Here is a 21,462-nt window from a genome sequence, read left to right on the forward strand (position 1 = left end):
CGATCTTCCTACCAAGAGTTGGCTAGATCAGCGTGCTGGCGAATCCAGGCGTGCATGGCGATTCCGGCCGCGACGCCTGCATTGATGGAACGAGTAGAGCCGAACTGGGCGATGGAGCAGGTCATCACGGCGGCGTCCTGGGCAGCTTGTGTCACGCCGGGGCCTTCCTGGCCGAAAAGTAAAAGGCTGCGCTCGGGCAGCTCGGCCGTTTCCAGGGGCACGCAACCGGGGGTGTTGTCGATGGCGACGACGGTCAGCCCCTCCTCGGCCGCCCACGCAATAAGCTTCTCGACGCTCTCATGGTGCATCAAGTGCTGGTACCTATCCGTCACCATTGCCCCACGCCGATTCCACCGCCGGCGGCCGACGATGTGCACTGTATCGACGGCGAAGGCGTTGGCGGTACGCACGACGGTGCCAATATTGGCATCGTTTTCAAAGTTCTCGATAGCGATGTGCAGGCTATGCCGGCGCTTATCGATGTCCTTTTTGATCGCTTCCCTGCTCCAGTAGCGGTAGGCATCGACGACGTTGCGACGGTCGCCTTCAGCGAGCAGCTCTGGGTCGTATTTCTCAGCCTCTGGCCCTTGCGGCAGCGGACCTTCCCACGGGCCTACGCCATGGCGGCCCTCGTTCCACTCGGTCGGGCCCTTGGCCTCGTCTGCGTTAGGCAAGGTCAAGGTCGCCCAGGCCCAACAGGGAGCGGTATTCAAGGCCTTCTGCGGCGATGACGTCGCCGGCACCAGTCTCGCGGTCTACGACGGTCGCTACGCCAACGACCTCGGCGCCGGCCTCGCGCAGCGCAGCCACGGCGGTCAGCGGGGAGTTACCGGTGGTCGTGGTGTCTTCTACGACAAGGACCTTCTTTCCTTCCACGTCCGTGCCCTCGATGCGGCGCTGCATGCCGTGCTTCTTGGCTTCTTTGCGCACGACGAAGGCGTCGATATCGCGGCCGTCGGCATGCATGATGGAAGTAGCAACAGGGTCAGCGCCGAGCGTTAGGCCACCGACGGCCGCGAAATCCCAATCGGCGGTCAACTCGCGAAGCAGCGCACCGATGAGGCGGGAGGCCTCGTGGTGCAAGGTAGCGCGGCGCAGATCCACGTAGTAGTTAGCTTCCTTGCCCGAGGACAGGGTCACCTTGCCGTGGACTACGGCCAGTTCCTTGACTAGCTCGGCAAGGCGGGCCTTCTTCTCGGCATCCAGGTTCTGGGCATTCGCGGTGTGCGCATTGGTGTTGTGAGAATCCATAGTCATCTGCTCCTTGTCGTGGTTCGTGCGCGGCGGTTCGCGCGTGGTGGCAGGCCGCCAGTATCGGTCTCTAGGCTACTCTTCCCGGCGGGGGTCCGATTCCTCGGCTGCACGGGAATCGGCCGCGCCGGGGGCGGGCCCACTAGTGGAATCTTCGGAGGGGCCGTCGAAGATGGAGGCAGCGCGGAACTGCTGGCGCGGCAGGCGGGCGGTATGAGAATCGGGGGTGGGGCGCTCGCGGCCGTCGGCAATAGCGTCTACTTCGTCGCCGCCTAGCGCGCTGTGTTCGACCGGGCCGCGGGTTTCGGAGTACGCCCGGGACGGCATGTGCAAAGGCTCTTCCGGCCGCTGGATGACGGGACGCTCAAACACGGGCGCACCGGCAGCCGGCGCACCGCCGACAGCTTCCGCGATGGGCTGGGCGGGAATCTCGCGAGCTGGATCCAATTCCTCTAGTCGCACCACGTGAGTGGCCGAGGAGCGCGGTGGCAAGACACGGGCGGCGTCTGCCAATAACGCAAGCGGCGGTAGCATCGCTTCCCATTCCGCGGAGCGCGCCTGCTTCGTAGTCTGTGCTAGCACCCACTCAGTTTCCATCCACAGTGCGGTGACCGCTTCGGGCATTTGCTGCAGGGCGACGTGAACACGCTCGTCTACCATGCGCTCGGTAACAGCACTATCCGAGGAATACACATCAAACCCCTCAAGAGTCATGGCTAAATGCAGATCCTCGGAGGCCTTCGTGTCTTCGCGGTCGAAGCGACGGAAGTCCACCACCATGTCTGAGGCCGCTCCGGTGCGCATCGCCATGACGTTGACGCCATCAATATCCATCAACAGCATCTCGTGGCCATACACGTTTCCCGCGACAATGTCTTTTGGCGCCGCACCGGTAGAGGCCACTCCCCTCGTCCATTCATCTACGAGGTAAGGATCGGACTTCATAAATTCGAAGTCTTTTGCTTCTGCCCAACTGCGGCGCTCGCGACGCAACGTTCCCGGCAGAATCGGCCGATGGCGGGTGTGCGGCTTGGAGGGCGCGCGGTTCTCGCTCGCGGTCTCCTGGCTCGGATTGTGGCTTCGCTCGTGCTTCGGCTCGTTGCTCGGCTCCTGGTCTGGTCCGCGCTCAGGGGTTGGCTCAGGGTCTTGCTGGGTTTCAGACTCCGGTGCGGACTCTGGTGTGGCTTCGGCATGGGACTCGGGAGCTGGGGCAGCTGGCGAAGACGCTAGGTGAGCTGGGTCGACAGCGGGGGCATCGCTAGAGGTCGAGTCAACGGGAGCGGTATCGGAAGAAGCAGGCTCGGCGGACTCGGTGGACTCGGTCCTGGGCTCAGGCTCGGGGGAAGCGGCGTCGACAGGCGCGGCGTCTGCGGGAGTGGTGTCTGCAGGAGCGGTGTCCGCGGGCGCGGTGTCTGCAGGCGTGGCGTCAGCGGGCGTCGGGTCCGTGTCGGCGGAGAGTGTAGGGGCGGAGGTGCGCTGTTTGCCGTCGTAAAGCAGCAAGGCACCGCCGACAATGCCGAGAAGTAGCGCCAAAGCAAGGATTAGAAAAGCCATCACCCCACGATAGTAGTAGGAACAAACAAGCCCTCAGCGCTCGGCGCGCGGAGGCGGGAGGCTGAGGGCGAGGGGTGAGCGTGGGCGATTAGCCGTTGACGGTAAGGCGGTCGCCGCGCTCGACAGGGTTCTTAGGGTTAGCGGACCACTGCGACCAGCCGCCGACATAGTGGCGCAGGCCGGTGAAGCCGGCGTCGTGCATGGCGGCGAGGGCGAGGGCGGAGTGGTTGCCAGAGCCGGAGTAGATGATGGCGCCTTGGACATTGTCGGGGGTTAGTCCGGCGTCGAAAAGAACTTCGCGGATTTCACCCGCAGACTTCCAGGTGCGCAGGCCGTCGTTGTGGAAGAGGCGCTCCGGCACATTGACGGCGCCGGGGATATGACCGGCCTTAAGGTCGAGGTTTTCGCGGCGGCCGGCAAAGCGGTTGCGGGTGCGGGTATCGATGAGCAGGCCATCGTGACTGCGCACGTCATCGATGGTGGCCACCGGCATCTGGCCGGGGTTTACCGTGGCGCTGGCGCCCACGGCGAAGTTGCCGGGGCCGGTCAGCGTCGTATAGCCCAGGTGGCGCCAATTGGCCAAGCCGCCGTCGAGGATGCGGACGTTGTCCAAGCCGGCCCAGCGCAAGGTCCACCACGCGCGGCCGGCGAATAGGCCGCGCCCCTCGTCATAGACCACGACGGGGCGGTCCTCACGGATTCCCCACTGGCGGAAGTGCTCCTGCAGCTTATCCGGATCCGGCAGCGGGTTGCGGCCTACCTGTGAACCGGGGAGACCGGCGAAGGAATTAGCGGTATCGCTAAACAGTGCCGTAGGAATATGCAAGGAAGTGAACTGGTTATAGCTCTGACGCAGCTGTGGCTGCCAGTGGGTGGCCAAGAGGGTAAATCGTTCGCCGTGATAAATGGATTCGCGGAGTTCTTGTGGGGAGACCAAAATGCTCATGCCCCGAGTCTAGGGGCATGAGCAGGATTTGGCGCGGCGGGCGGTACGCGGCCGACTAGCGGGCGGCGATGTCTAGCTCGGCACCGCCATCTGCGACGTCCACGTGGACAGTGTCGCCATCGACGATATCGCCGGCCAACAGCTTCTTGGCGAGCTTGTCACCAATGGCCTGCTGGATGGTACGGCGCAGCGGACGGGCACCGTAGGCTGGGTCGTAGCCGCGCTCGGCCAGCCAGGACTTGGCAGAATCCGAGACTTGCAAGGTCAGGCGGCGGGCGTCGAGACGCTCGGACAGGCCGCGCAGCTGGATGTCGACAATGCCGCGTAGAAGCTCCTCAGAAAGGGGCTCAAACATGACCACGTCATCGAGACGGTTGATGAATTCAGGCTTGAAGGCCTTCTTCACCGCATCCATGGTTTCCTCCCGGGTGCCGCCGGCGCCCAAGTTGGAGGTCAAGATGATGACGGTATTGCGGAAGTCGACGGTGCGTCCCTGGCCATCGGTAAGCCGTCCCTCATCCAAGACCTGTAGGAGGACGTCGAAGACATCGGGGTGGGCCTTTTCTACCTCGTCGAAAAGCACGAGCGTGTAGGGGCGACGGCGCACGGCCTCGGTGAGCTGTCCGCCGGCCTCGTGGCCGACGTATCCCGGAGGAGCACCAACGAGGCGGGAAACGGAGTGCTTCTCCCCGTACTCGGACATATCGATGCGAACCATCGCGGATTCATCGTCGAAGAGGAAGTCCGCCAGGGCCTTCGCAAGCTCGGTCTTGCCCACGCCGGTAGGACCGAGGAAGAGGAAAGAACCGGTGGGGCGGTTCGGATCGGCCACTCCCGCACGGGAACGGCGCACAGCATCCGATACCGCGGTAACGGCTTCCTTCTGTCCCACCACGCGCTTGCCCAGCACGGATTCCATATTGAGCAGCTTTTCTGTCTCGCCCTGCAGCATCTTGCCGGCCGGAATGCCGGTCCAAGCGGAGACGACCTCAGCGATGGTGTCTGGGCTTACTTCCTCATCGAGCATGGTATTGCGCTGCTCGGTGGCCTTAACTTCGGCGGCCGCAAGATCCTTTTCCAGCGGCGGAATCTTGCCGTAGTTAATCTCAGAGGCGAGTGCGAGGTCGCCATCACGCTCGGCGATTTCTGCTTGTCGGCGCAGGTCATCGAGTTCTTCCTTGATGTTTTGCACATCATCGATGGCCTTCTTCTCATTAGCCCAGCGGGCCTTGAGCTCGCCGAGCTTCTCGCGCTGGTCCGCAAGCTCACCTTGCAGGGTGGCCAGGCGGTCTTGAGAAGCAGCGTCCGATTCCTTCTTCAGCGCGAGCTCTTCAATCTCCATGCGGCGGACGATGCGCTCGAGCTCGTCGATTTCCTGCGGGGAGGAATCGATCTCCATGCGCAGGCGGGAACCTGCTTCGTCGACAAGGTCAATGGCCTTATCCGGCAGGAAGCGGTTGGTGATGTAGCGATTGGACAGCTCGGCGGCCGAAACCAACGCGGAGTCCATAATGCGCACGCCGTGATGCACCTCGTAGCGCTCCTTCAGGCCACGCAGAATACCGATGGTGTCCTCCACGGAGGGCTCGGCAGCATAGACCTGCTGGAAGCGGCGCTCCAGAGCGGCGTCCTTTTCGATGTACTTGCGGTACTCGTCCAAGGTAGTGGCGCCTACGAGGCGCAGCTCGCCACGGGCCAGCATGGGTTTGATCATATTGCCGGCGTCCATAGAGCCGTCACCGGTAGCACCGGCGCCGACGATGGTGTGCAGCTCGTCGATGAAGGTGATGATCTCGCCCTCAGAGGACTTAATCTCATCGAGCACGGACTTTAAGCGCTCCTCGAATTCACCGCGGTACTTAGCGCCAGCGACCATGGAACCCAAGTCCAGGCTGATGAGGGTCTTGCCCTTGAGAGACTCGGGGACATCGCCAGCCACGATGCGGCGGGCCAAGCCTTCCACGATGGCGGTCTTGCCCACGCCGGGCTCGCCAATGAGTACCGGGTTATTCTTCGTGCGCCGGCTGAGCACCTGGACCACGCGGCGAATTTCCTGATCACGGCCGATGACCGGGTCGATCTTGCCTTCGCGGGCGCGAGCAGTGAGGTCAGTGGCGTACTTTTCCAAAGCCTGGAATTGGTCCTCCGGATTCTCGGAGGTTACCTTGGCAGCACCGCGCACGGAAGGGAAAGCGCCCTTGATGGCGTCATAAGTAGCACCGCGGCCGGTAAGCAGCTCGGCGGCATCGGTCTTGGAGGCGGCGATGGCAGCCAGCAGAACCTCGGTGGAAACGAATTCATCACCAAGCTCACCGGCCAGTTCCTGCGACTGCGTTAGGACGTTGAGGCCGTCGCGGTTAAATTGCGGGTTGGCCATATTGGCGCCCTCGGCCTTGGGATAAGAATCAACAAGCTCGCGGGCTTCCTTGAGCACAGTATCCGGATCTACGCCGGTGGCCTTAAGAACCGGAGCGGCGATTCCGCCGTCCTGGCTGAGAATTGCCGCCAGCAGGTGAGCCGGGCGGATATCCGGGTTTCCATTAGAAGAGGCGGTTTGCAGGGCGTCCTGCAAGGCCTCTTGTGTTTTAGTGGTGGGGTTAAATGAGTTCATGTGTGCGTTGCTCCTTCTAAGATTTATTCACCCACTGTAGGGCTTCACTTAGTACAACGCACCCAGAGTTGAGCCTATTCCACTCAACCTAAATATTTTTGAGCGTAGGTCGCTCAACTTTGCACAGGGTGATTAAACCTGCTTGAACTCCTCGTTTTCATGGCCAAGAATCTGCAAGCCATGGGCGATGGCAAAGAAGGACACGGTTACCACCTGGATAAAAAGCGCCCACTTGAGATCTTCATTAAAGCTCTTGAAATCGCCGATGCTGCACAGATGGGCAATGCCATTGGCCCCTGCCCACACGGCCAAAGTGCTGATATAAACCAGCTGGTCGGTGGGAGTAATTCCCATCTCGATGACAAACTTGCGGAGCAGATCCATCATGATGGCGAAGTTCTTGGTCATGCCCTCATGCGAGCTACCATCACCATTGTGCGGAACTACAGAACCGCTGGCCAGCGCAATAATGGAGCTGAAACGCTCTGGGTACATCATCGCGTAGTTAAAGTAGGCGGCCGCAACAATCTGCAGGCGGTCTACCGTGGGGGTGTCATCCGGAAGCTCGGCGAGGCAGGCCTCAAAGATCTTCGCCATCTCTGTGGTGGTGAGAGTTTCTGCCACCTCACGCAGCGCGAAGTCATTGTCCACAATGGTGGTCAGGAAGTCTTTGGAGGTACCAAGCTTTTCGGCCACGTGGTCAAAGAAGCGACGGTCGACGCCGTTGCGACCAGCAACGCGCAGCGCGGCCTCAATAATGACCTTCTTGGCTTCCTCCGGGTCCATTTGCTCGAGGTTATCCGGGGCTACGAAGGGCTTTTCACGTTCGCTACCCATGACCTTTTCTACAATGCCGCGGGCATCGTTCATAATGGGGCGGCGCTGCGGGATCTGCTTATTTTTAAACCAATATTGCAGGGCATCAACCACGAGGCGATCCACCTGCTTCAGGTTAGCGGCGCGAATAACGGCATGCTGCAGGCGCAAGATGCCCACCACACTCAGGTGGCCCATGCCATGGATGAGCGACCAGAGGGCCAAAGTAATGCGGCCGATTTCCAGGGGCGAGATATCTCCGTCTGCCGCTACGACGGCACCCTGCTCTTCGGCAAAGCGCTTGACGACGTTCAGCGCCATGTCCGCACCCGGCGTGCCCGACTTTTCCCCCTTGGCAAATTGGCAGACCCGCTCCTCATCCATGGCATCGTACCGTTCGAAAAGGTAGTGGTAGATGTCGGGCTCGTCTTGCGCGTAGGCAAAGTAGGCCTCCGCCAACTGCATGAGGACATCGCCGCCAGAGTTACCCTCTGGCAGGTGACGTGCAGCCTCCACCATGTATTCAGACATGCGGCAATCCAAAAAATCTGGGATTTCCGCAAGCATGGCAGCACCGCTGCTAAATTCCTCAGAAACCGCCTCCGGCGAGAGGCCAGCCTGGTCTGCCACAGATTCCACGGTAACGGCCTGCTCGCCTTCGCAACCCGCTACATAAACAGCGGCTTCCAGGATAATCACCCGCCTGGAAGCCCCATCCAACTGGTACATCTATTTCCTCATCACGCCAGAGATTGACACCAGCTGATTCTAACAAATTTTAAGGTTTAGGGATAGTCCCAATCGATTGCACTTTTCAAGTATTTTTACCCTCACCGATGTTGACGGTGGTAGCGGGACCGATAGGCCATGGTCACGACCGCAGCCGCGTCCACCCGCCTCGCACTGGGAACCATTTTCTAAGTTTTGGTGCACCCAATCTCATAGTTTTTTAAGGTAGCGATGCGGGAGGGGGGACGTCGGCAAGCGCGGCTATTCCTGCCTTTGTCCTACATGGCCAATACCCTCTTGAAAGATGGTGCCGCGCGGTGGCATAAGACGCATGGATTTAAAGGCGATATAGACGCCGATGGAAATCGCCAAGGAAATGGCGCCGAAAATGCCGGTAAACCCGTACATGACGGCCATTGGCGCGATGATGGTCCACGAGATTTCAAAGGGTCCGAAGCCGATATAGGCCATGCCATATTCAGACAGGGTGCCGGACTTGAGCTTGGGATCCACGATCTTCAGGATGGCAATGCCGGTCGCCACGGTGGCGGTGGCCCAACCCCAGCCAAAGATGCCGCGCTCAATCCAGCGCTCACCAAAGAACTCGGCCGGGAACCACAGCAAGAAGAACACACAGAAGATGGTGCCGAGGATAAAGAGGAGAAGAAGCGCCTGCCAGTAGGAAGCAATGGCGGCCGGAACGATGGCGGCCACGCCGAAGGCAATGAGGTAGTCCGTGGCTGCTCCGGAGATGGAGGAAATGGAGTCCTTATCTAGGTAGTCCTCGGCGCCCACGAAGTTCATAAGCGCGCGGAAGAATAGTCCCACCACCATGGACATGGCAAAGAGCGGCACGGAGACATTCTCCCAGATGCTGCTCAAACCCTGGTTGATGCCGTAGGCAGTCATCACGGTCAGGATGATGAAGCCGAAGTGCAGTGCGAGCGGCTCGATGGACGAGGGATTGGTGGTAGCGCGGCCGAGCGACGGACGATCATCAATGTTTTTGATGTAGCCGCGGCGCAGCTCTTCCGGCAGCTCCTTGGGCACGTGGGAAACCTTGCCCTTGCGGATGCCCCAGTTGCCGGCGATAACGCCGCCAATGATTGCGGCCAGCGTGCCGACGGTCGCCGAGGTAAAGCCCAGCGAGGATGCCGCATCAGCGCCTACACCTTCGAGCGCGCCACCCACGGCCGCGGCGGTACCAAAGCCGCCGGTAAAGCCAACGGGCAGCATCATGCCGAACCAATTTGGGGTATCAAATAGCGGCGCAAAGAGGAAAAGACCCAGCACGATGAACAGGCCCCACTGGCCGGTAAACATCATGGTGGAGTAGCCCCACATATTGCGCGCACCCTTGCCCATATTTCCGCCTACTTCCATGGAGTAGGCCATAGACGCAAAGACCACCGCGATGAGGATGGAGGTGTAGTCACCCAAGTTATCGGAGAAGTTAATCCAACCCAGCACGTTTGGACCAACCAGCAAGCCGATGAGGCCGGCGGTAATCGGGGCAGGTAGCAACAGGTCCTGGAAGATGAACTTCACTTGGTGACGCAGGACATTGCCGATGACCATGAGCAAAGAAATCCAGCCCACATCCAGCATGAGCGTATAAGCGGAAAAATCTTCCATGGAGACCCTTTCTAGCTGTGCAATTATGGCGGCTTGCCCCCGTTAGAGGGCAGACGGATAGGGAATACAATACCTTCCACTAAGTGATCCACAACATAGGCTCCCGTTTTCACCCCCACTACAGCTTTCAGTATGTAGCTCGACCTCCGGTGCGGCACCGACTATTAGGATGATGAGACATGTGGGAATTGGGCGAGCATTTTCGAAATTACGCAAACGAGTACCGCGATGCGGTGCACGAGCATTTCTTTAACGCGGTGCCCGAATCCCGGCAAATATTCGCCCTGTCTATGCGCGATACCCATACCTCTCTGGTCCCCGCGCTGGCGTGGGTGATTGAACATACGGAGCCGGGACAGCCCCTGCTTTCCGAAGTCTCTGCAAAGCTCACCCAACTCGCCCGCGATCACCGCCGGCATGGGTTTCCGGCCGAGATTTATTCTCGTTTTGAACACGCCCTGATAGCGGGCCTGCGAGTCCTGGCACTGACGCAGTATCAGTACGATTTCGCCCGCGATGTCATCCACCGCATATGCACGACGATGGCCCGGGTTGCCGGAGAATCTGATGCCGCCGGCGAAGCACCGGCGCACTCGGCGCAAGTGGTGGCTGTAGACCATCCCACCCGTGATACTTCTATTATTCGCGTGGAAGCCGGCTTAGCCGTGCCCTATCAACCGGGACAGCACTTTCCCGTGACCACGCAGTACTTGCCCGGTCAATGGCGCATGCTTACTCCCGCACAGCCTAGCGACGGAACCGGCCAGTTAGTCTTCCACGTCTCCACCGCGGGTGAGGCCTCTCGGTCCCTCGCGCACGCGCAGCCCGGTGATTGGTGGACCCTTGGCCAGCCCGCTGGTGGAATAAGCCTCCACAACGCGGGCGCAGAAGAGCTAATCATCATTGCCTACGGCACCGGATGGGCCACGGCCCGCTGCGCGGCGCTCGCCGCGCTGGACGACGGCGACCACAATCACGTACCGCGCATCTTTGCCGTAGCGGGCAGCCCCGGTGCTCACTATGACACCTACTTCCAGCAAAATCTGGCAGCGCTAGGAGTCCGAGTGCGCCGCATCGTGCGGGAAGAAAGGGACCCGTGGTTGCTCAACGCCCGCGAATTGGCCCCCGGTGCCGATTATGTGGTCTCCGGAGAGCCGACCGATGTAGTAGTCAACGAGGTGGAGTTATCCACAGGCACTCCCCCGCGCTTCCTGCTCGTCGGCCCCGCCGAAGAGGTTGCGGAAGGTAAACAAGAGTTGGTTAAGAAGGGCTTGAACAAGCAGCAGATCGATGTCCTTAGCTGGGGCCGCGACGGGCGCTGGCAGCCGGAGGATTACGCAGCACTCGCCTAGTCCGCAGGGGTCACGACCGGCAAGGTGCGGCGGGTTTTCGCTACCTCATTCGGATCGATCTCGGCATAGAGGATGTCATCTTCGTAGCCAGCCTCGGCCACGCGCACCCCGTTCGGATCAACGATGGTGGAATGTCCAATGCCCGTCGGGCCGGAGGGATTGCCCGCTTTTGCGTCACCGCCTGGGCGCGATTGGCCGGCCGCCACAATGTAGCTGGTGGAATCCAAGGCACGCGCGGCCGTAAGCAGGCGCCACTGCTCCAGCTTGCCGGGGCCGTCTGCCCAGCTGGTAGGCACCACGATAAGCTGCGCGCCCTGGCTAGCTAGCTCCTTGAACTGCTCCGGGAAGCGAATGTCATAGCAGGTGGCCACGCCCACTACAAGGTCATCAACATCAAAGGCAACCAGCGATTCGCCGGCCAAGACAGTATCCGATTCGCGGTAATCGAAGGCGTCATAGGTATGAATCTTGTCGTACCCACCTAACACGCCAGGCCCTGCAATAAGCGCTGTATTGCTAACCCGATTGATGGTCTTGCCATCGCGCTCAACGGTATCGGCTGGGCAAAACATGCCGGCTACGACGGTAACCTCGAGTTCTTCTGCCAGAGCTTGGATCGCCGTGGCAAACGGACCTTCGAGTGATTGCGCCTGCTCATCAAGACGCCCGGAGCGGAAATTCTGTGACGTGGCCTCTGGCATCACGATAAGTCGCGCCCCGTTTCCAGCGGCTTCACGGATCTTTGCTAGGGCTATCTCCTGGTTTTCGGTGATATTTCCGGTGGATGTTAACTGCACTGCTGCTACCTTCATGCCTTCCAAAGTAATGAAGCGGAACCGAGTTATCCACAGGCTGCCTCTGTGCCCATAGCGCTGAACCGCGAGGTCCATCAGGCTAAAGGGCATGAACTATGTAGAAATTCCCACGCACTTACCCGATTATGTCCGTTCCCTGCTCTCACGGCCTCCGCTGCCACCGCCGACGGCCGCGCTCGATACCGCCTGCCGGACCGCGGACGCGCTGGAGCGAGCCCGGTCAGCTTGGTCCAGCACCGTGTCCGCAACTGAGGATGCCACGGCCGAGCAATTGCGCTCCGTCGCGGACTTCCTCAACACCGCCGCCGGGGTGGATTCCCAGCTAGGCCAATCGCTAGGAGCCGCTCGATGACCCTCTCAGCGGCTCTAAGAAATGGCGCCAGCCAACTGCGCACAGAACGCTCTGAACTGCACGTTCGTTTTATAGATTCGCACCATGATTGGCTTAGTCTATCGCTGGGAGGGCCTGCTGGCGACGCCGCTCGGACCAGCTTGGCAGGCTTTACCGACTTGCTGGCACCGTCGTTGCACCAGATGGAGCACGTTGCCGCCACCCTTGACCGCCACGCCAACCTGCAGGCCCGCCGTGAGGAACTAGAAGATCGCATCATCGCATTCCTAGGTGAGATAGACGAGCATAATGTCGCGGCGGCCAGCGCCGCTGGGCTCCTATTAAGTCAGGTACGAGCATTGGGCGATTCCCTCGATTGGCTCTGTTCCCAAGAAATTGATGCCCTGTGTACGCCTGCTGGTGTTTCTCCTCCCGTGCGGTTTGAAGAATTTTCCGATCTACCTGTGGACACCATTCACGAGATTAACCTAGCCCAAGCCAACGAGCACGTGGCTCAGCTGGCCACGAAAAACCCAGATATGAAGGTATTAGAAGCAAGCGACGGACGGCTTGTTGCCATGGTGGATCCAGGCGAATTCCGGACCACGCCGGCATCGCTCACCACATTTGTCGAAGGAGTTCACTCCTCCGATCCAGAAACCTGGCAGCGCGCGGTGGACCGGGGCCGCAACTTGGCTAAAGCCAGCGGTGGGCCGACCGTGGTGTGGTTAGGCTACCAGGCGCCATCTTCCCTGCCTCGGGCAATTCATGCCGACCCCGCGCGCACCGCTGGCCAAGAGCTCGTCCGGTTTCAGCGCGCGCTTGGTGCGCGTTATCCGCAGGCCAAGCGCACCGTAGTGGGATATTCCTATGGTTCAGTAGTCACCGGGCACGCCGCTAAGGAGGACAAGATTGCTGATGACGTGGTGCTCGTCGGCAGCCCCGGAACCGGCGCTAGCCACTCCTCAGAACTCCATGGCCGCATCTGGGCAGCTACCAACGCGCACGACCCCATCGCCATTGCGACGGGGCCGCACGGCGGCATCCATGGCCCCGATCCCACCACGGATGCCTTTGGTGCCACTCCCCTTCCCGGCGCAGATGGCCTCCCTGGTGACCACGGCACCTATTGGGAGGACCCACGGTTCCTGCGCGGCCTAGGCCAAGTGGCACGGGCGCGCTAGGCCGCACGACATTGTGGAACCGCCTGCACAGATTTACCCGCGGGAGGTGTTTTAGAACAGGCCGGCCGGCTGATCCGAGTAGGAGACCAACATATTCTTAGTCTCCTGATAGTGGCCCAGCATCATCAAGTGGTTCTCACGGCCAAGGCCGGATTCCTTGTAGCCGCCGAAGGCGCTGTGCGCCGGGTAGTCATGGTAGTGGTTTACCCATACGCGGCCGGCCTGAATATCGCGGCCGGCGCGGTAGCAAATGTTTTGACTACGCGACCATACGCCTGCACCGAGGCCAAAGTTACTAGCGTTAGCGATGGCAATCGCCTCGTCATAATCTTTGAACGTGGCTACAGAGAGTACTGGGCCGAAGATCTCCTCCTGGAAGATGCGCATGTCATTATTGCCCTTAAACACGGTGGGCTCAATGTAGTAGCCCTTTTCCAAGCCTTCTACCTTGTTCACGTGGCCACCGATGAGGGTCTCCGCGCCTTCCTGCGGGCCGATCTCCAGGTATTGCTTAATCTTGTCCATCTGCTCCTCGGAAGCCTGCGCGCCCATCATGGTTTCCGTATCAAGTGGGTGGCCAATCTTGATCTTCTTCACGCGCTCAATGGCCAGCTCCAAGAATTTATCCGCAATGTCCTCGTGCACCAGGGCGCGGGATGGACAGGTGCAGACCTCACCTTGGTTGAGGGCGAACATAACGAAGCCTTCAACGCACTTTTCCAGGTAGGAATCATCTTCATCCATGATGTCTTTAAAGAAGATAGATGGGGATTTACCACCCAGTTCCAGGGTGACGGGGATGACCTTGTCTGCGGCGGCTTTGTTGATGATCTTGCCCACTGGAGTAGAGCCGGTGAAGGCAATCTTGGCAATGCGGTCCGAGCCAGAGAGTGCCGCGCCTGCCTCCTCACCTAGTCCGTTGACGATATTGAGCACGCCAGCAGGGAGGAGGTCACCGATAATATCCATGAGAAGCAGGATTGAGGCAGGGGTTTGCTCCGCTGGCTTCATAACAATGCAGTTACCTGCAGCCAGTGCGGGCGCGATCTTCCAAGCGGCCATGAGCAGCGGGAAGTTCCACGGGATAATCTGGCCCACTACTCCGAGCGGCTCATGGTAGTGGTAGGCCACGGTGTCCTGGTTGAGCTGGGATAGGCGGCCTTCTTGGGCGCGGATGGCGCCGGCAAAGTAGCGGAAGTGATCTACGGCGAGCGGAATATCGGCGGCAAGGGTTTCGCGCACAGCCTTACCGTTCTCCCAGGTTTCAGCGACCGCGATCTTTTCCAGATTTTCCTCGACGCGGTCCGCTATGCGGTGCAGGAGCAATGCGCGCTCGGCTGGAGTGGTTTTGCCGAAGGTCTCGAAGGCTTTTTCCGCGGCGTCGATAGCCAGGTTGATATCGGCTTCTTTGCCGCGAGCTACCTGACAGAATACCTCGCCGTTGACCGGACTGATGTTGTCCATATATTCGCCGTCGACGGGTGCTACCCACTGGCCGCCAATGTAGTTGTCATAGCGTTCGCGGTAATCGACGATGGAGCCTTCGGTTCCCGGAGCTGCGTACAGGGTCATGGTGCGTGTCCTTTCCTGGAGAATACGAGGATCATCGGTGGTACATGACACTCGTTATGGTTTATGTGCCATAGGTCACCTTTGTGTTGAATATACTAACCCCAAACTTTGCAACGCGCACTGATTGCAGCTATCCCCTTTGCAAGCCTTAACATCACACCGTCACTGTGCAGGCAGAAGAAAACCCCGCAGCCAGCGGCGACGCTGGCTGCGGGGCGGGATGTACTCGTCTGCAGAGTAAGAATTAGTCCTGACCGTTACCACGGCCGCGGGCGCGTTTACGCTCGCGCGCGGTACGCGGACTCCACATCACCACGGAGGTAGACCGAGGGACATGGACAAGTTCGCCGCTGCGCTGCGGGCGGCGCCCGGCGGCCTGTTCGCGCAGGGTCCGAACCTCTTCAGCTAGGGCGTCGCGCTCGGCTTCAAGGCGATCGCGTTCCTCGGTCAGCTCGATGATGGACTTGATTCCGGCAAGATTGACGCCATCGTCTTGGGATAGCGCTTGAATCTTGCGCAGCAGCTCGATATCGCGGTCGGAGTAGCGGCGGCCGCCGCCACGGGTGCGAGCCGGGGAAACCAAGCCCATGCGGTCATAGGTTCGCAGGGTCTGGGCGTGCATTCCGGATAGTTCCGCGGCCACGGAAATCACATATACCGCGGTGCCGGAATCTTCTGCCTTTCCAGTGCTCATTCCTTAACACACCTCCTACCCTAAGCCTTCTCGGCGCCGGCCCAACCCGCACGCGGGTTGAAACCGGAGTCCTTTTCCGCTTGAGCATAGGTACGCAGGGCACTGGAGGCGGCGGCATCGAGCTTGGTGGGCACGGTGACCTGAACGGTAACCAAAAGGTCACCGGAGTTGCCCCCGCGCTTGGCGATGCCCCTTCCGCGCACCCTCAGCGTTCGCCCATCCGGCGTGCCGGCGGGGATCTTCACGCGTACCGGGTTATCCAAGGTAGGAACTGCGATGGTATCGCCCAAGGCCAGCTCCGTGAAGGAGACCGGGACGGTAACGTGCAGGTCATCGCCTTCTCGAGTGAAGACCTTGTCCGGTTTGACGGTTACCGCCACGAAGAGGTCACCGGCTGGAGTGCCGTTCGGGCCGGCTTCGCCCTGACCAGCAAGGCGAACCTTTTGGCCGTCAATGACGCCGGCAGGGATGCGCACGGTGATATTGCGGGTGCGATGAACCGTGCCGGTACCGTGGCAGTCCTTGCACGGGTCCGTGATGCGGCGGCCGGTGCCATCGCAATCCTTGCAGGGGGCGGAAAAGCCGAAGGCGCCGCGGTTTTCAGAGGTAAAACCGGTGCCACTGCAGGTGCCACAGGTAGAGGTCTTGCCGGATGCAGAACCCGAGCCGTGGCACGTGGTACACGGAGCATTTCCGCTCAGCGCTAGGGGGATGGTGGTTCCCTTGGCGGCCTCGCGGAACTCGAGGGTTATTTCCGTTTCGACGTCGGCCCCCCGCGACGGTTTAGCTGAGTGGCCAGCACCACCGCCGCGGTTGAAAACGCTACCGAAGATATCCCCAACACCGCCGCCCTGAGCCGCTCCTCCAGCGGATCCTCCGAAGAGGTCCGAGAGGTCGAATTCTTGCGCACCTTGTCCACCCATGCGCGTGGATCGAAACCCGCCGGGAAATCCGGCGCCTCCCATCCGTCCAAAGCCCCCACCGTTACGGAGCATGGCCTTGAACTGGTCGTATTCCTTGCGCTCAGAGGCATCGGAAAGCACGTCGTAGGCTTCCGCCACCTTTTTGAACCTTTCCGCTGCTGCGGGGTCGTCGGGGTGGGTATCGGGGTGGTTTTCGCGTGCTAGCTTGCGGTAGGCACGCTTAATTTCATTCTGTTCTGCGGACGAGGAGACCCCCAGATCCGCATAATAATCTTTGTCTGCCCATTCGGGTTTAGCGCTCACTGGGCATCTCCTCCTTTCAAAGAGAATCGATAAAGTTAAGTAAAAGAGCGCCGCGGGAAGGTCAATCGTCAGTTCCCAGGGCGCCCTTTATGTTATTTACTCGGAATCTTCCGAGCCGCTGGACTCATCGCTGGGGTCCGCGATGATGACCAGGGCATTGCGGACGAGCCTGTCGCCCACACGGTAGCCCTTGCGCAACACGGTGCCCAGCACCTGCTCATCGCCTGAAGACAAGTCCTGCACGGCCTCGTGAACCTCCGGGTCGAAGGCGTCGCCTTCTTCGCCAAAGGCGGCAAGCTCGTGCTTTTCCAGCGTGCTGTGGAGCTTATCCGCAAAAGCCTTGAGCGGGCCTTCCAAGTCACCGTGTTCATCGGCCAGTTCCAGGTCATCAAGGACAGGCAGAAAATCTGCGATGACCTTGGCCTTGGCGGTCTCGATTACGGCTTGGCGGTCGCGCTCGGTGCGGCGGCGGTAGTTGGTGTATTCCGCATTCAGACGCTGTAGGTCTTCCGTGCGTTCTGCCAACTGTGCTTCCACATCGCTGACGCCGTTGCCAGCGGGCTCTTCACCCGCGGCCTCGGCCTCTACCTCATCAGCGTTGACGTCTGCCAGCGCTTCTTCAAGGTCAGCATCGAGAGTGGGATCCAGCTCGGCTTCTTCGGTGGCATCAGCCTGCGCTTCCTGCGCGGCCTGGGCCTCCTCAGCCTGCTCGGCAGCAGCCTCAGCGCGGTCAGCCGAGGTAGCCTCCGGATCCGTGTTTTCCGGGTCGCCTGGGTTATGCGGCATTCCGCTGTCCTGAGTCATTACTTATTGCCATCCTTATTCTCATCCTCGTCAACTACCTCAGCGTCGACGACGTTCGGGTCACCCTGAGCAGCGCCAGCATCAGCCGCGCCCTCAGCACCAGCCTCAGCAGCCTGTGCTTCGTAGATCTGCTTGCCCATCTCCTGGGATTCGGTGGACAGCTTCTCCACTGCGGACTTGATGGCCTCGAGGTCATCGCCCTTCAGAGCCTCATCAACGGCGTCAGCAGCCTCGGTAACCTTGGTCTTAACATCCTCGGATACCTTGTCAGCATTGTCGTCCAAGAACTTGCGGGTCTGGTAGGAGGTGGACTCTGCGTTATTGCGCAGCTCCTGCTCCTCGCGGCGCTTCTTGTCCTCTTCGGCGTGCTGCTCAGCATCCTTGACCATGCGGTCGATTTCTTCCTGGGACAGGCCGGAACCATCCTGAATCTTGATGGTGTTTTCCTTGCCGGTGCCCTTGTCCTTTGCAGTCACGTGGACGATGCCGTTGGCATCGATATCGAAGGTGACCTCAATCTGCGGAACACCGCGCGGTGCCGGAGCAATGCCGCCGAGCTCGAAGGAGCCGAGGAGCTTATTGGCAGTAGCCATCTCGCGCTCACCCTGGAAGACCTGAATCTGCACGGAAGGCTGGTTGTCTTCTGCGGTGGTAAAGGTCTCGGACTTCTTGGTCGGAATGGTGGTGTTGCGCTCGATGAGCTTGGTCATCACGCCACCCTTGGTCTCAATGCCGAGGGACAACGGGGTGACGTCAAGAAGCAGCACGTCCTTGACCTCGCCGCGCAGAACGCCTGCCTGCAGGGCAGCGCCTACGGCAACAACCTCGTCCGGGTTAACGCCCTTGTTGGCATCCTTACCGGTGAGTTCCTTGACCAGGTCCGATACGGCCGGCATACGGGTGGAGCCACCAACGAGAACAACGTGGTCAATATCGCCGACGGAAAGGTCAGCATCCTTGATGACCTGGTTGAACGGAGCCTTGGTGCGATCCAGCAGATCCTGGGTGATCTTCTGGAACTCGGTGCGGGTCAGGGTCTCGTCCAAGAACAGTGGGTTCTTATCGGAGTCAACCGTGATGTACGGCAGGTTGATATTGGCCTGCTGGGAGGAGGACAGCTCAATCTTTGCCTTCTCTGCAGCCTCGCGCAGACGCTGCACGGCGCGCTTATCCTTGGTCAGGTCAACGCCCTGGGAGGTCTTGAAGCGGTCTACCAGCCAGTCAACGATGCGCTGATCCCAGTCATCGCCACCCAGCTCGTTATCGCCGGCGGTTGCCATAACCTCAACCACGCCATCGCCGATTTCCAGCAAGGAGACGTCGAAGGTGCCGCCACCCAGGTCAAATACCAGGATGGTCTGCTCCTGCTCGCCCTTTTCCAGGCCATAAGCCAAAGCGGCTGCGGTTGGCTCGTTGACAATACGGAGCACGTTCAGGCCTGCAATCTGGCCAGCTTCCTTGGTGGCCTGGCGCTGTGCGTCCTCGAAGTATGCAGGAACGGTGATAACGGCGTCAGTAACATCCTCGCCAAGGTAAGCCTCCGCGTCGCGCTTCAGCTTCATCAGTGTGCGGGCGGAGATCTCCTGGGAGGTGTAGTCCTTATCGTCAATGTTGATCTTCCAGTCAGAGCCGATGTGGCGCTTGACGGAACGAATGGTGCGATCAACGTTGGTTACCGCCTGGTTCTTGGCGGACTGGCCCACCAGAATTTCGCCGTTCTTTGCAAAGGCAACGACGGAAGGCGTGGTGCGAGAGCCCTCGGAGTTAGCGATAACGGTGGACTCGCCACCTTCCAGTACGGAAACGACGGAGTTCGTCGTACCAAGGTCAATACCTACTGCGCGTCCCATGATTTCTTCTCCTTTTATCTTGGGGTAATTAATAAAGTTGACTGTCAGTGACTCAACTTCTCGTTGTGTCCGAGCGCTACTGTAACAGAACTTTCACACCCAGTCACACAACCTTGAGCCTGTGTCACTCAATCTCTACAACGGGCAGCCTACAAAAGTTATTCCCCAAGACTCAACTTTTTCTCAAATGTCCCACTTTTACCAGCTCACCGCCGCTCTTTCCGACGCCCACTTTCCCACCCCTGCCCATTAACCCCCTCCCCCACACAGCCTCATACCCAAACGGAGATCCTTAAACATCTCTAAGAGGATCCAAAAGTTACCTCAGAAAGGATCCAAAAGAGGATTGGCGGCGCGCCCCCACTGCCGCATACTAGGAATCACAGCAGTTAAGAGCTGCTACCCCAGAGAGAGATTGTAGTTTTACTCCGCCTATCCGAAAGGAATGTATATGTTCGATTCCCTAGTAGACCTCAGCTCCGCCATCGACTTCGAGGCACTCGTCAAGGGCATCAAGGGCCTCGTCGAGGCTTCCTCCGAGTCCAACACCGACTCCGAGGGCCTGGCCTCCGTATTCGAGGGCCTGTCCTCCAAGGATGACGCAGAGGCTGCTGCAGAAGCTAAGTAATTAGCACTCTGCACTCCTTCATGAAGACCAGCTAAACCCCCTCACCTTCTACCTCCGCACGGAACCCACCACAAGGAACCGTGCACGAAGGTGCGGGGGTTTCGCTGTTTTCAATCGCTGTTTCACGTTCGCTGTACCTACACTAGGGAGATAAACCCCATTGAGCCTTAGCATCCAGGAAGCGTGGACAGCACCGTGTCGAAACCTTCACAGCCGCCCCTTCACCAACGCATCCGCGCGGCCATGACCCTGCAGCGAACAGCCGCCCTAACCGCGGTGATTTGTGTAGCACTGACACTACTTGGCGCATTCCTTACCTCCACTGAATATCAATTGTCCGCAGCAGTCTTGGGACTGGCCCTTACAGCCATTGCTACGTCTGCTTACCGCTGGCCGTTGAGCATGAGCGCCGCGTTCGTCATCACTTGGGCGATCGCCACGCTTCTCGCCAGAACCCCTCTTGTTAGCTCAATATTTCTCGCTCCTGTGTTTCTTGCAGTAGTGGCGTATCACGGAAAGCACATACGCACGATCGCAATAGGTTTGGTTCTGTGGCTTTGTGGACTAGTCGATCCTGTGGAGCTCACTTTAAGCTTGCACCCTGCACCAGCCCTTACGTGGGGAATGCTTATTGGAGTCGGCGGCGTTATTGGAGCAATATTCGCGCACTCAGCTGATCGCTACAGATCCGCAATGATGGAGTGGAACGATGACGTGAAGCGTCGTCAATCTGATCTCGCTGAAACCTTGCACAACTCGGTAGTTTCTAATCTGACCGTAAATACGATGCAGTTGGAGGCTCTCAGCCTTGAATACTCCAAACAGCCGGAGCTAGTCCGAAAGCTCGATGCACTCAGTGATTCCATGCGCTCATCAATGTCCGAGGTTCGCGCACTAACAAAGGTCCTGCGCAACAACATTGATGGGGTAAACGATGGCATGAGTTTTGGCACCACGACAAAACCCACGAGTTTTGCTCAACTCATCTCAGAGGAAGAAGAGCGCCTTCAGCGCCTCAACCGGGCGCCCGTAGTAGAAGTACGCGGTGAGGAGTTTGCGCCGGAATTCCCACAGGAGATCCTCGACCCCATCGCGGCTATCACTACGGAAGCATGCCTTAACGCCGTGAAGTATTCACCTCCGGGCGCAGAAATTACGATTTCTGTCCGCCCGCATGTGGGTTGGACTGTCGTAACCATTACAAATCCCATTGCAAAACCCACGAGCAAGACCACCGATATGTCCTCCGGTATTGGAATGTCCTCGATGACTCGGATCGCTGCTACGATCGACGCACGCTTAGAGACAAACTTGGAATCGGAAAGATGGGAGTTGACTCTTTCTCTGCCACCCAGTCTCCATAAGCGGCGTTAGTTCCACCACGTTGTATAGCAAGCGTTTAATTCTTGCACTAAGCTGTCGCTTGTTTCTGGCAAATACAAATCTTTAAAAAGGAGCGCCCTC

At 59.5% G+C, this 21,462-nt stretch carries 18 protein-coding genes; 5 read left to right on the forward strand and 13 right to left on the reverse strand.

Annotated features, from left to right (window positions below; all coding sequences use genetic code 11):
• Positions 1 to 8: 8 nt before the first annotated feature.
• The 7 genes from WMQ00_RS08680 to WMQ00_RS08710 all read right to left on the reverse strand — a co-directional run bounded on the left by WMQ00_RS08680 (position 9) and on the right by WMQ00_RS08710 (position 9,542).
• Positions 9 to 674, reverse strand: a complete 666-nt coding sequence (locus WMQ00_RS08680; RefSeq protein WP_200288592.1) for a TrmH family RNA methyltransferase — start codon at positions 672 to 674, stop codon at positions 9 to 11.
• Positions 667 to 1,251, reverse strand: a complete 585-nt coding sequence (pyrE, locus tag WMQ00_RS08685) for an orotate phosphoribosyltransferase (RefSeq protein WP_023019994.1) — start codon at positions 1,249 to 1,251, stop codon at positions 667 to 669. Before pyrE ends, WMQ00_RS08680 begins: the two co-directional genes overlap by 8 nt.
• Before the next feature lie 75 nt (positions 1,252 to 1,326).
• Positions 1,327 to 2,805: a hypothetical protein gene (locus WMQ00_RS08690; RefSeq protein WP_340440895.1), complete on the reverse strand. Its 1,479-nt coding sequence runs from the start codon at positions 2,803 to 2,805 to the stop codon at positions 1,327 to 1,329.
• An 88-nt stretch (positions 2,806 to 2,893) separates the two neighbouring features.
• Positions 2,894 to 3,751, reverse strand: coding sequence for a sulfurtransferase (locus tag WMQ00_RS08695; RefSeq protein WP_023019996.1), 858 nt, complete (start codon positions 3,749 to 3,751; stop codon positions 2,894 to 2,896).
• Between the two features lie 55 nt (positions 3,752 to 3,806).
• Positions 3,807 to 6,362, reverse strand: a complete 2,556-nt coding sequence (gene clpB / locus WMQ00_RS08700) for an ATP-dependent chaperone ClpB (protein WP_316331018.1) — start codon at positions 6,360 to 6,362, stop codon at positions 3,807 to 3,809.
• Between the two features lie 132 nt (positions 6,363 to 6,494).
• Positions 6,495 to 7,907 (reverse strand): TetR/AcrR family transcriptional regulator, encoded by a 1,413-nt coding sequence (locus tag WMQ00_RS08705; protein ID WP_023019998.1) that lies wholly within the window; start codon positions 7,905 to 7,907, stop codon positions 6,495 to 6,497.
• A 261-nt stretch (positions 7,908 to 8,168) separates the two neighbouring features.
• Positions 8,169 to 9,542, reverse strand: coding sequence for a sodium/glutamate symporter (locus WMQ00_RS08710; protein ID WP_023019999.1), 1,374 nt, complete (start codon positions 9,540 to 9,542; stop codon positions 8,169 to 8,171).
• 179 nt (positions 9,543 to 9,721) lie between these two features.
• On the opposite strand from WMQ00_RS08710, the gene WMQ00_RS08715 reads away from it, so the two are divergent.
• Complete coding sequence (locus WMQ00_RS08715) at positions 9,722 to 10,894, forward strand: FAD-binding oxidoreductase (RefSeq protein WP_316331017.1); 1,173 nt, start codon at positions 9,722 to 9,724, stop codon at positions 10,892 to 10,894.
• Here the strand turns inward: WMQ00_RS08715 and WMQ00_RS08720 are convergent.
• Positions 10,891 to 11,706 carry a carbon-nitrogen hydrolase family protein gene (locus WMQ00_RS08720; protein WP_284835488.1) on the reverse strand — a complete coding sequence of 272 codons (816 nt, stop codon included), beginning with the start codon at positions 11,704 to 11,706 and terminating at the stop codon, positions 10,891 to 10,893. The genes WMQ00_RS08715 and WMQ00_RS08720 overlap by 4 nt on opposite strands.
• 91 nt (positions 11,707 to 11,797) lie before the next feature.
• On the opposite strand from WMQ00_RS08720, the gene WMQ00_RS08725 reads away from it, so the two are divergent.
• Together WMQ00_RS08725 and WMQ00_RS08730 are read left to right on the forward strand one after the other, a co-directional pair.
• Positions 11,798 to 12,061, forward strand: coding sequence for a hypothetical protein (locus WMQ00_RS08725; protein WP_284835489.1), 264 nt, complete (start codon positions 11,798 to 11,800; stop codon positions 12,059 to 12,061).
• Entirely contained in the window at positions 12,058 to 13,224 is a 1,167-nt protein-coding gene (locus WMQ00_RS08730) for an alpha/beta hydrolase (RefSeq protein ID WP_316331016.1), read from the forward strand. Before WMQ00_RS08725 ends, WMQ00_RS08730 begins: the two co-directional genes overlap by 4 nt.
• 51 nt (positions 13,225 to 13,275) lie before the next feature.
• Here WMQ00_RS08730 and exaC read toward each other — a convergent pair whose 3' ends face one another.
• The 5 genes from exaC to dnaK form a co-directional block, all read right to left on the reverse strand.
• Positions 13,276 to 14,796: an acetaldehyde dehydrogenase ExaC gene (gene exaC / locus WMQ00_RS08735; protein ID WP_340440896.1), complete on the reverse strand. Its 1,521-nt coding sequence runs from the start codon at positions 14,794 to 14,796 to the stop codon at positions 13,276 to 13,278.
• A gap of 244 nt (positions 14,797 to 15,040) precedes the next feature.
• Positions 15,041 to 15,490 carry a heat shock protein transcriptional repressor HspR gene (locus WMQ00_RS08740; protein ID WP_023020004.1) on the reverse strand — a complete coding sequence of 150 codons (450 nt, stop codon included), beginning with the start codon at positions 15,488 to 15,490 and terminating at the stop codon, positions 15,041 to 15,043.
• Positions 15,491 to 15,510: 20 nt separating this feature from the next.
• On the reverse strand, positions 15,511 to 16,716 hold the full coding sequence (gene dnaJ / locus WMQ00_RS08745) for a molecular chaperone DnaJ (RefSeq protein WP_023020005.1): 1,206 nt from the start codon (positions 16,714 to 16,716) through the stop codon (positions 15,511 to 15,513).
• Between the two features lie 96 nt (positions 16,717 to 16,812).
• Positions 16,813 to 17,520, reverse strand: a complete 708-nt coding sequence (gene grpE, locus WMQ00_RS08750) for a nucleotide exchange factor GrpE (protein ID WP_034655552.1) — start codon at positions 17,518 to 17,520, stop codon at positions 16,813 to 16,815.
• Positions 17,520 to 19,370: a molecular chaperone DnaK gene (dnaK, locus tag WMQ00_RS08755; RefSeq protein ID WP_023020007.1), complete on the reverse strand. Its 1,851-nt coding sequence runs from the start codon at positions 19,368 to 19,370 to the stop codon at positions 17,520 to 17,522. The genes grpE and dnaK overlap by 1 nt, the downstream gene beginning before the upstream one ends.
• 451 nt (positions 19,371 to 19,821) lie before the next feature.
• On the opposite strand from dnaK, the gene WMQ00_RS08760 reads away from it, so the two are divergent.
• Entirely contained in the window at positions 19,822 to 19,998 is a 177-nt protein-coding gene (locus WMQ00_RS08760; RefSeq protein ID WP_023020008.1) for a hypothetical protein, read from the forward strand.
• A 693-nt stretch (positions 19,999 to 20,691) separates the two neighbouring features.
• On the forward strand, positions 20,692 to 21,372 hold the full coding sequence (locus tag WMQ00_RS08765) for a sensor histidine kinase (protein ID WP_232212556.1): 681 nt from the start codon (positions 20,692 to 20,694) through the stop codon (positions 21,370 to 21,372).
• Positions 21,373 to 21,462 lie beyond the last annotated feature (90 nt).

Origin of the sequence: Corynebacterium sp. KPL2825 (assembly GCF_037908445.1) — a bacterium.
Classification (GTDB): Bacteria; Actinomycetota; Actinomycetes; order Mycobacteriales; family Mycobacteriaceae; genus Corynebacterium; species Corynebacterium kefirresidentii.

What these genes read in the sequence shown, in the direction of transcription:
- WMQ00_RS08690 (WP_340440895.1), bottom strand. Translation starts at nt 2,805, where the DNA reads ATGGCTTTTCTAATCCTTGCTTTGGCGCTACTTCTCGGCATTGTCGGC.
- WMQ00_RS08725 (WP_284835489.1), top strand. Translation starts at nt 11,798, where the DNA reads ATGAACTATGTAGAAATTCCCACGCACTTACCCGATTATGTCCGTTCC.
- WMQ00_RS08715 (WP_316331017.1), top strand. Translation starts at nt 9,722, where the DNA reads ATGTGGGAATTGGGCGAGCATTTTCGAAATTACGCAAACGAGTACCGC.
- WMQ00_RS08765 (WP_232212556.1), top strand. Translation starts at nt 20,692, where the DNA reads ATGATGGAGTGGAACGATGACGTGAAGCGTCGTCAATCTGATCTCGCT.
- clpB (WP_316331018.1), bottom strand. Translation starts at nt 6,362, where the DNA reads ATGAACTCATTTAACCCCACCACTAAAACACAAGAGGCCTTGCAGGAC.
- WMQ00_RS08730 (WP_316331016.1), top strand. Translation starts at nt 12,058, where the DNA reads ATGACCCTCTCAGCGGCTCTAAGAAATGGCGCCAGCCAACTGCGCACA.
- grpE (WP_034655552.1), bottom strand. Translation starts at nt 17,520, where the DNA reads ATGACTCAGGACAGCGGAATGCCGCATAACCCAGGCGACCCGGAAAAC.
- WMQ00_RS08720 (WP_284835488.1), bottom strand. Translation starts at nt 11,706, where the DNA reads ATGAAGGTAGCAGCAGTGCAGTTAACATCCACCGGAAATATCACCGAA.
- WMQ00_RS08705 (WP_023019998.1), bottom strand. Translation starts at nt 7,907, where the DNA reads ATGTACCAGTTGGATGGGGCTTCCAGGCGGGTGATTATCCTGGAAGCC.
- WMQ00_RS08695 (WP_023019996.1), bottom strand. Translation starts at nt 3,751, where the DNA reads ATGAGCATTTTGGTCTCCCCACAAGAACTCCGCGAATCCATTTATCAC.
- WMQ00_RS08760 (WP_023020008.1), top strand. Translation starts at nt 19,822, where the DNA reads ATGTTCGATTCCCTAGTAGACCTCAGCTCCGCCATCGACTTCGAGGCA.
- dnaK (WP_023020007.1), bottom strand. Translation starts at nt 19,370, where the DNA reads ATGGGACGCGCAGTAGGTATTGACCTTGGTACGACGAACTCCGTCGTT.
- pyrE (WP_023019994.1), bottom strand. Translation starts at nt 1,251, where the DNA reads ATGGATTCTCACAACACCAATGCGCACACCGCGAATGCCCAGAACCTG.
- WMQ00_RS08740 (WP_023020004.1), bottom strand. Translation starts at nt 15,490, where the DNA reads ATGAGCACTGGAAAGGCAGAAGATTCCGGCACCGCGGTATATGTGATT.
- WMQ00_RS08710 (WP_023019999.1), bottom strand. Translation starts at nt 9,542, where the DNA reads ATGGAAGATTTTTCCGCTTATACGCTCATGCTGGATGTGGGCTGGATT.
- exaC (WP_340440896.1), bottom strand. Translation starts at nt 14,796, where the DNA reads ATGACCCTGTACGCAGCTCCGGGAACCGAAGGCTCCATCGTCGATTAC.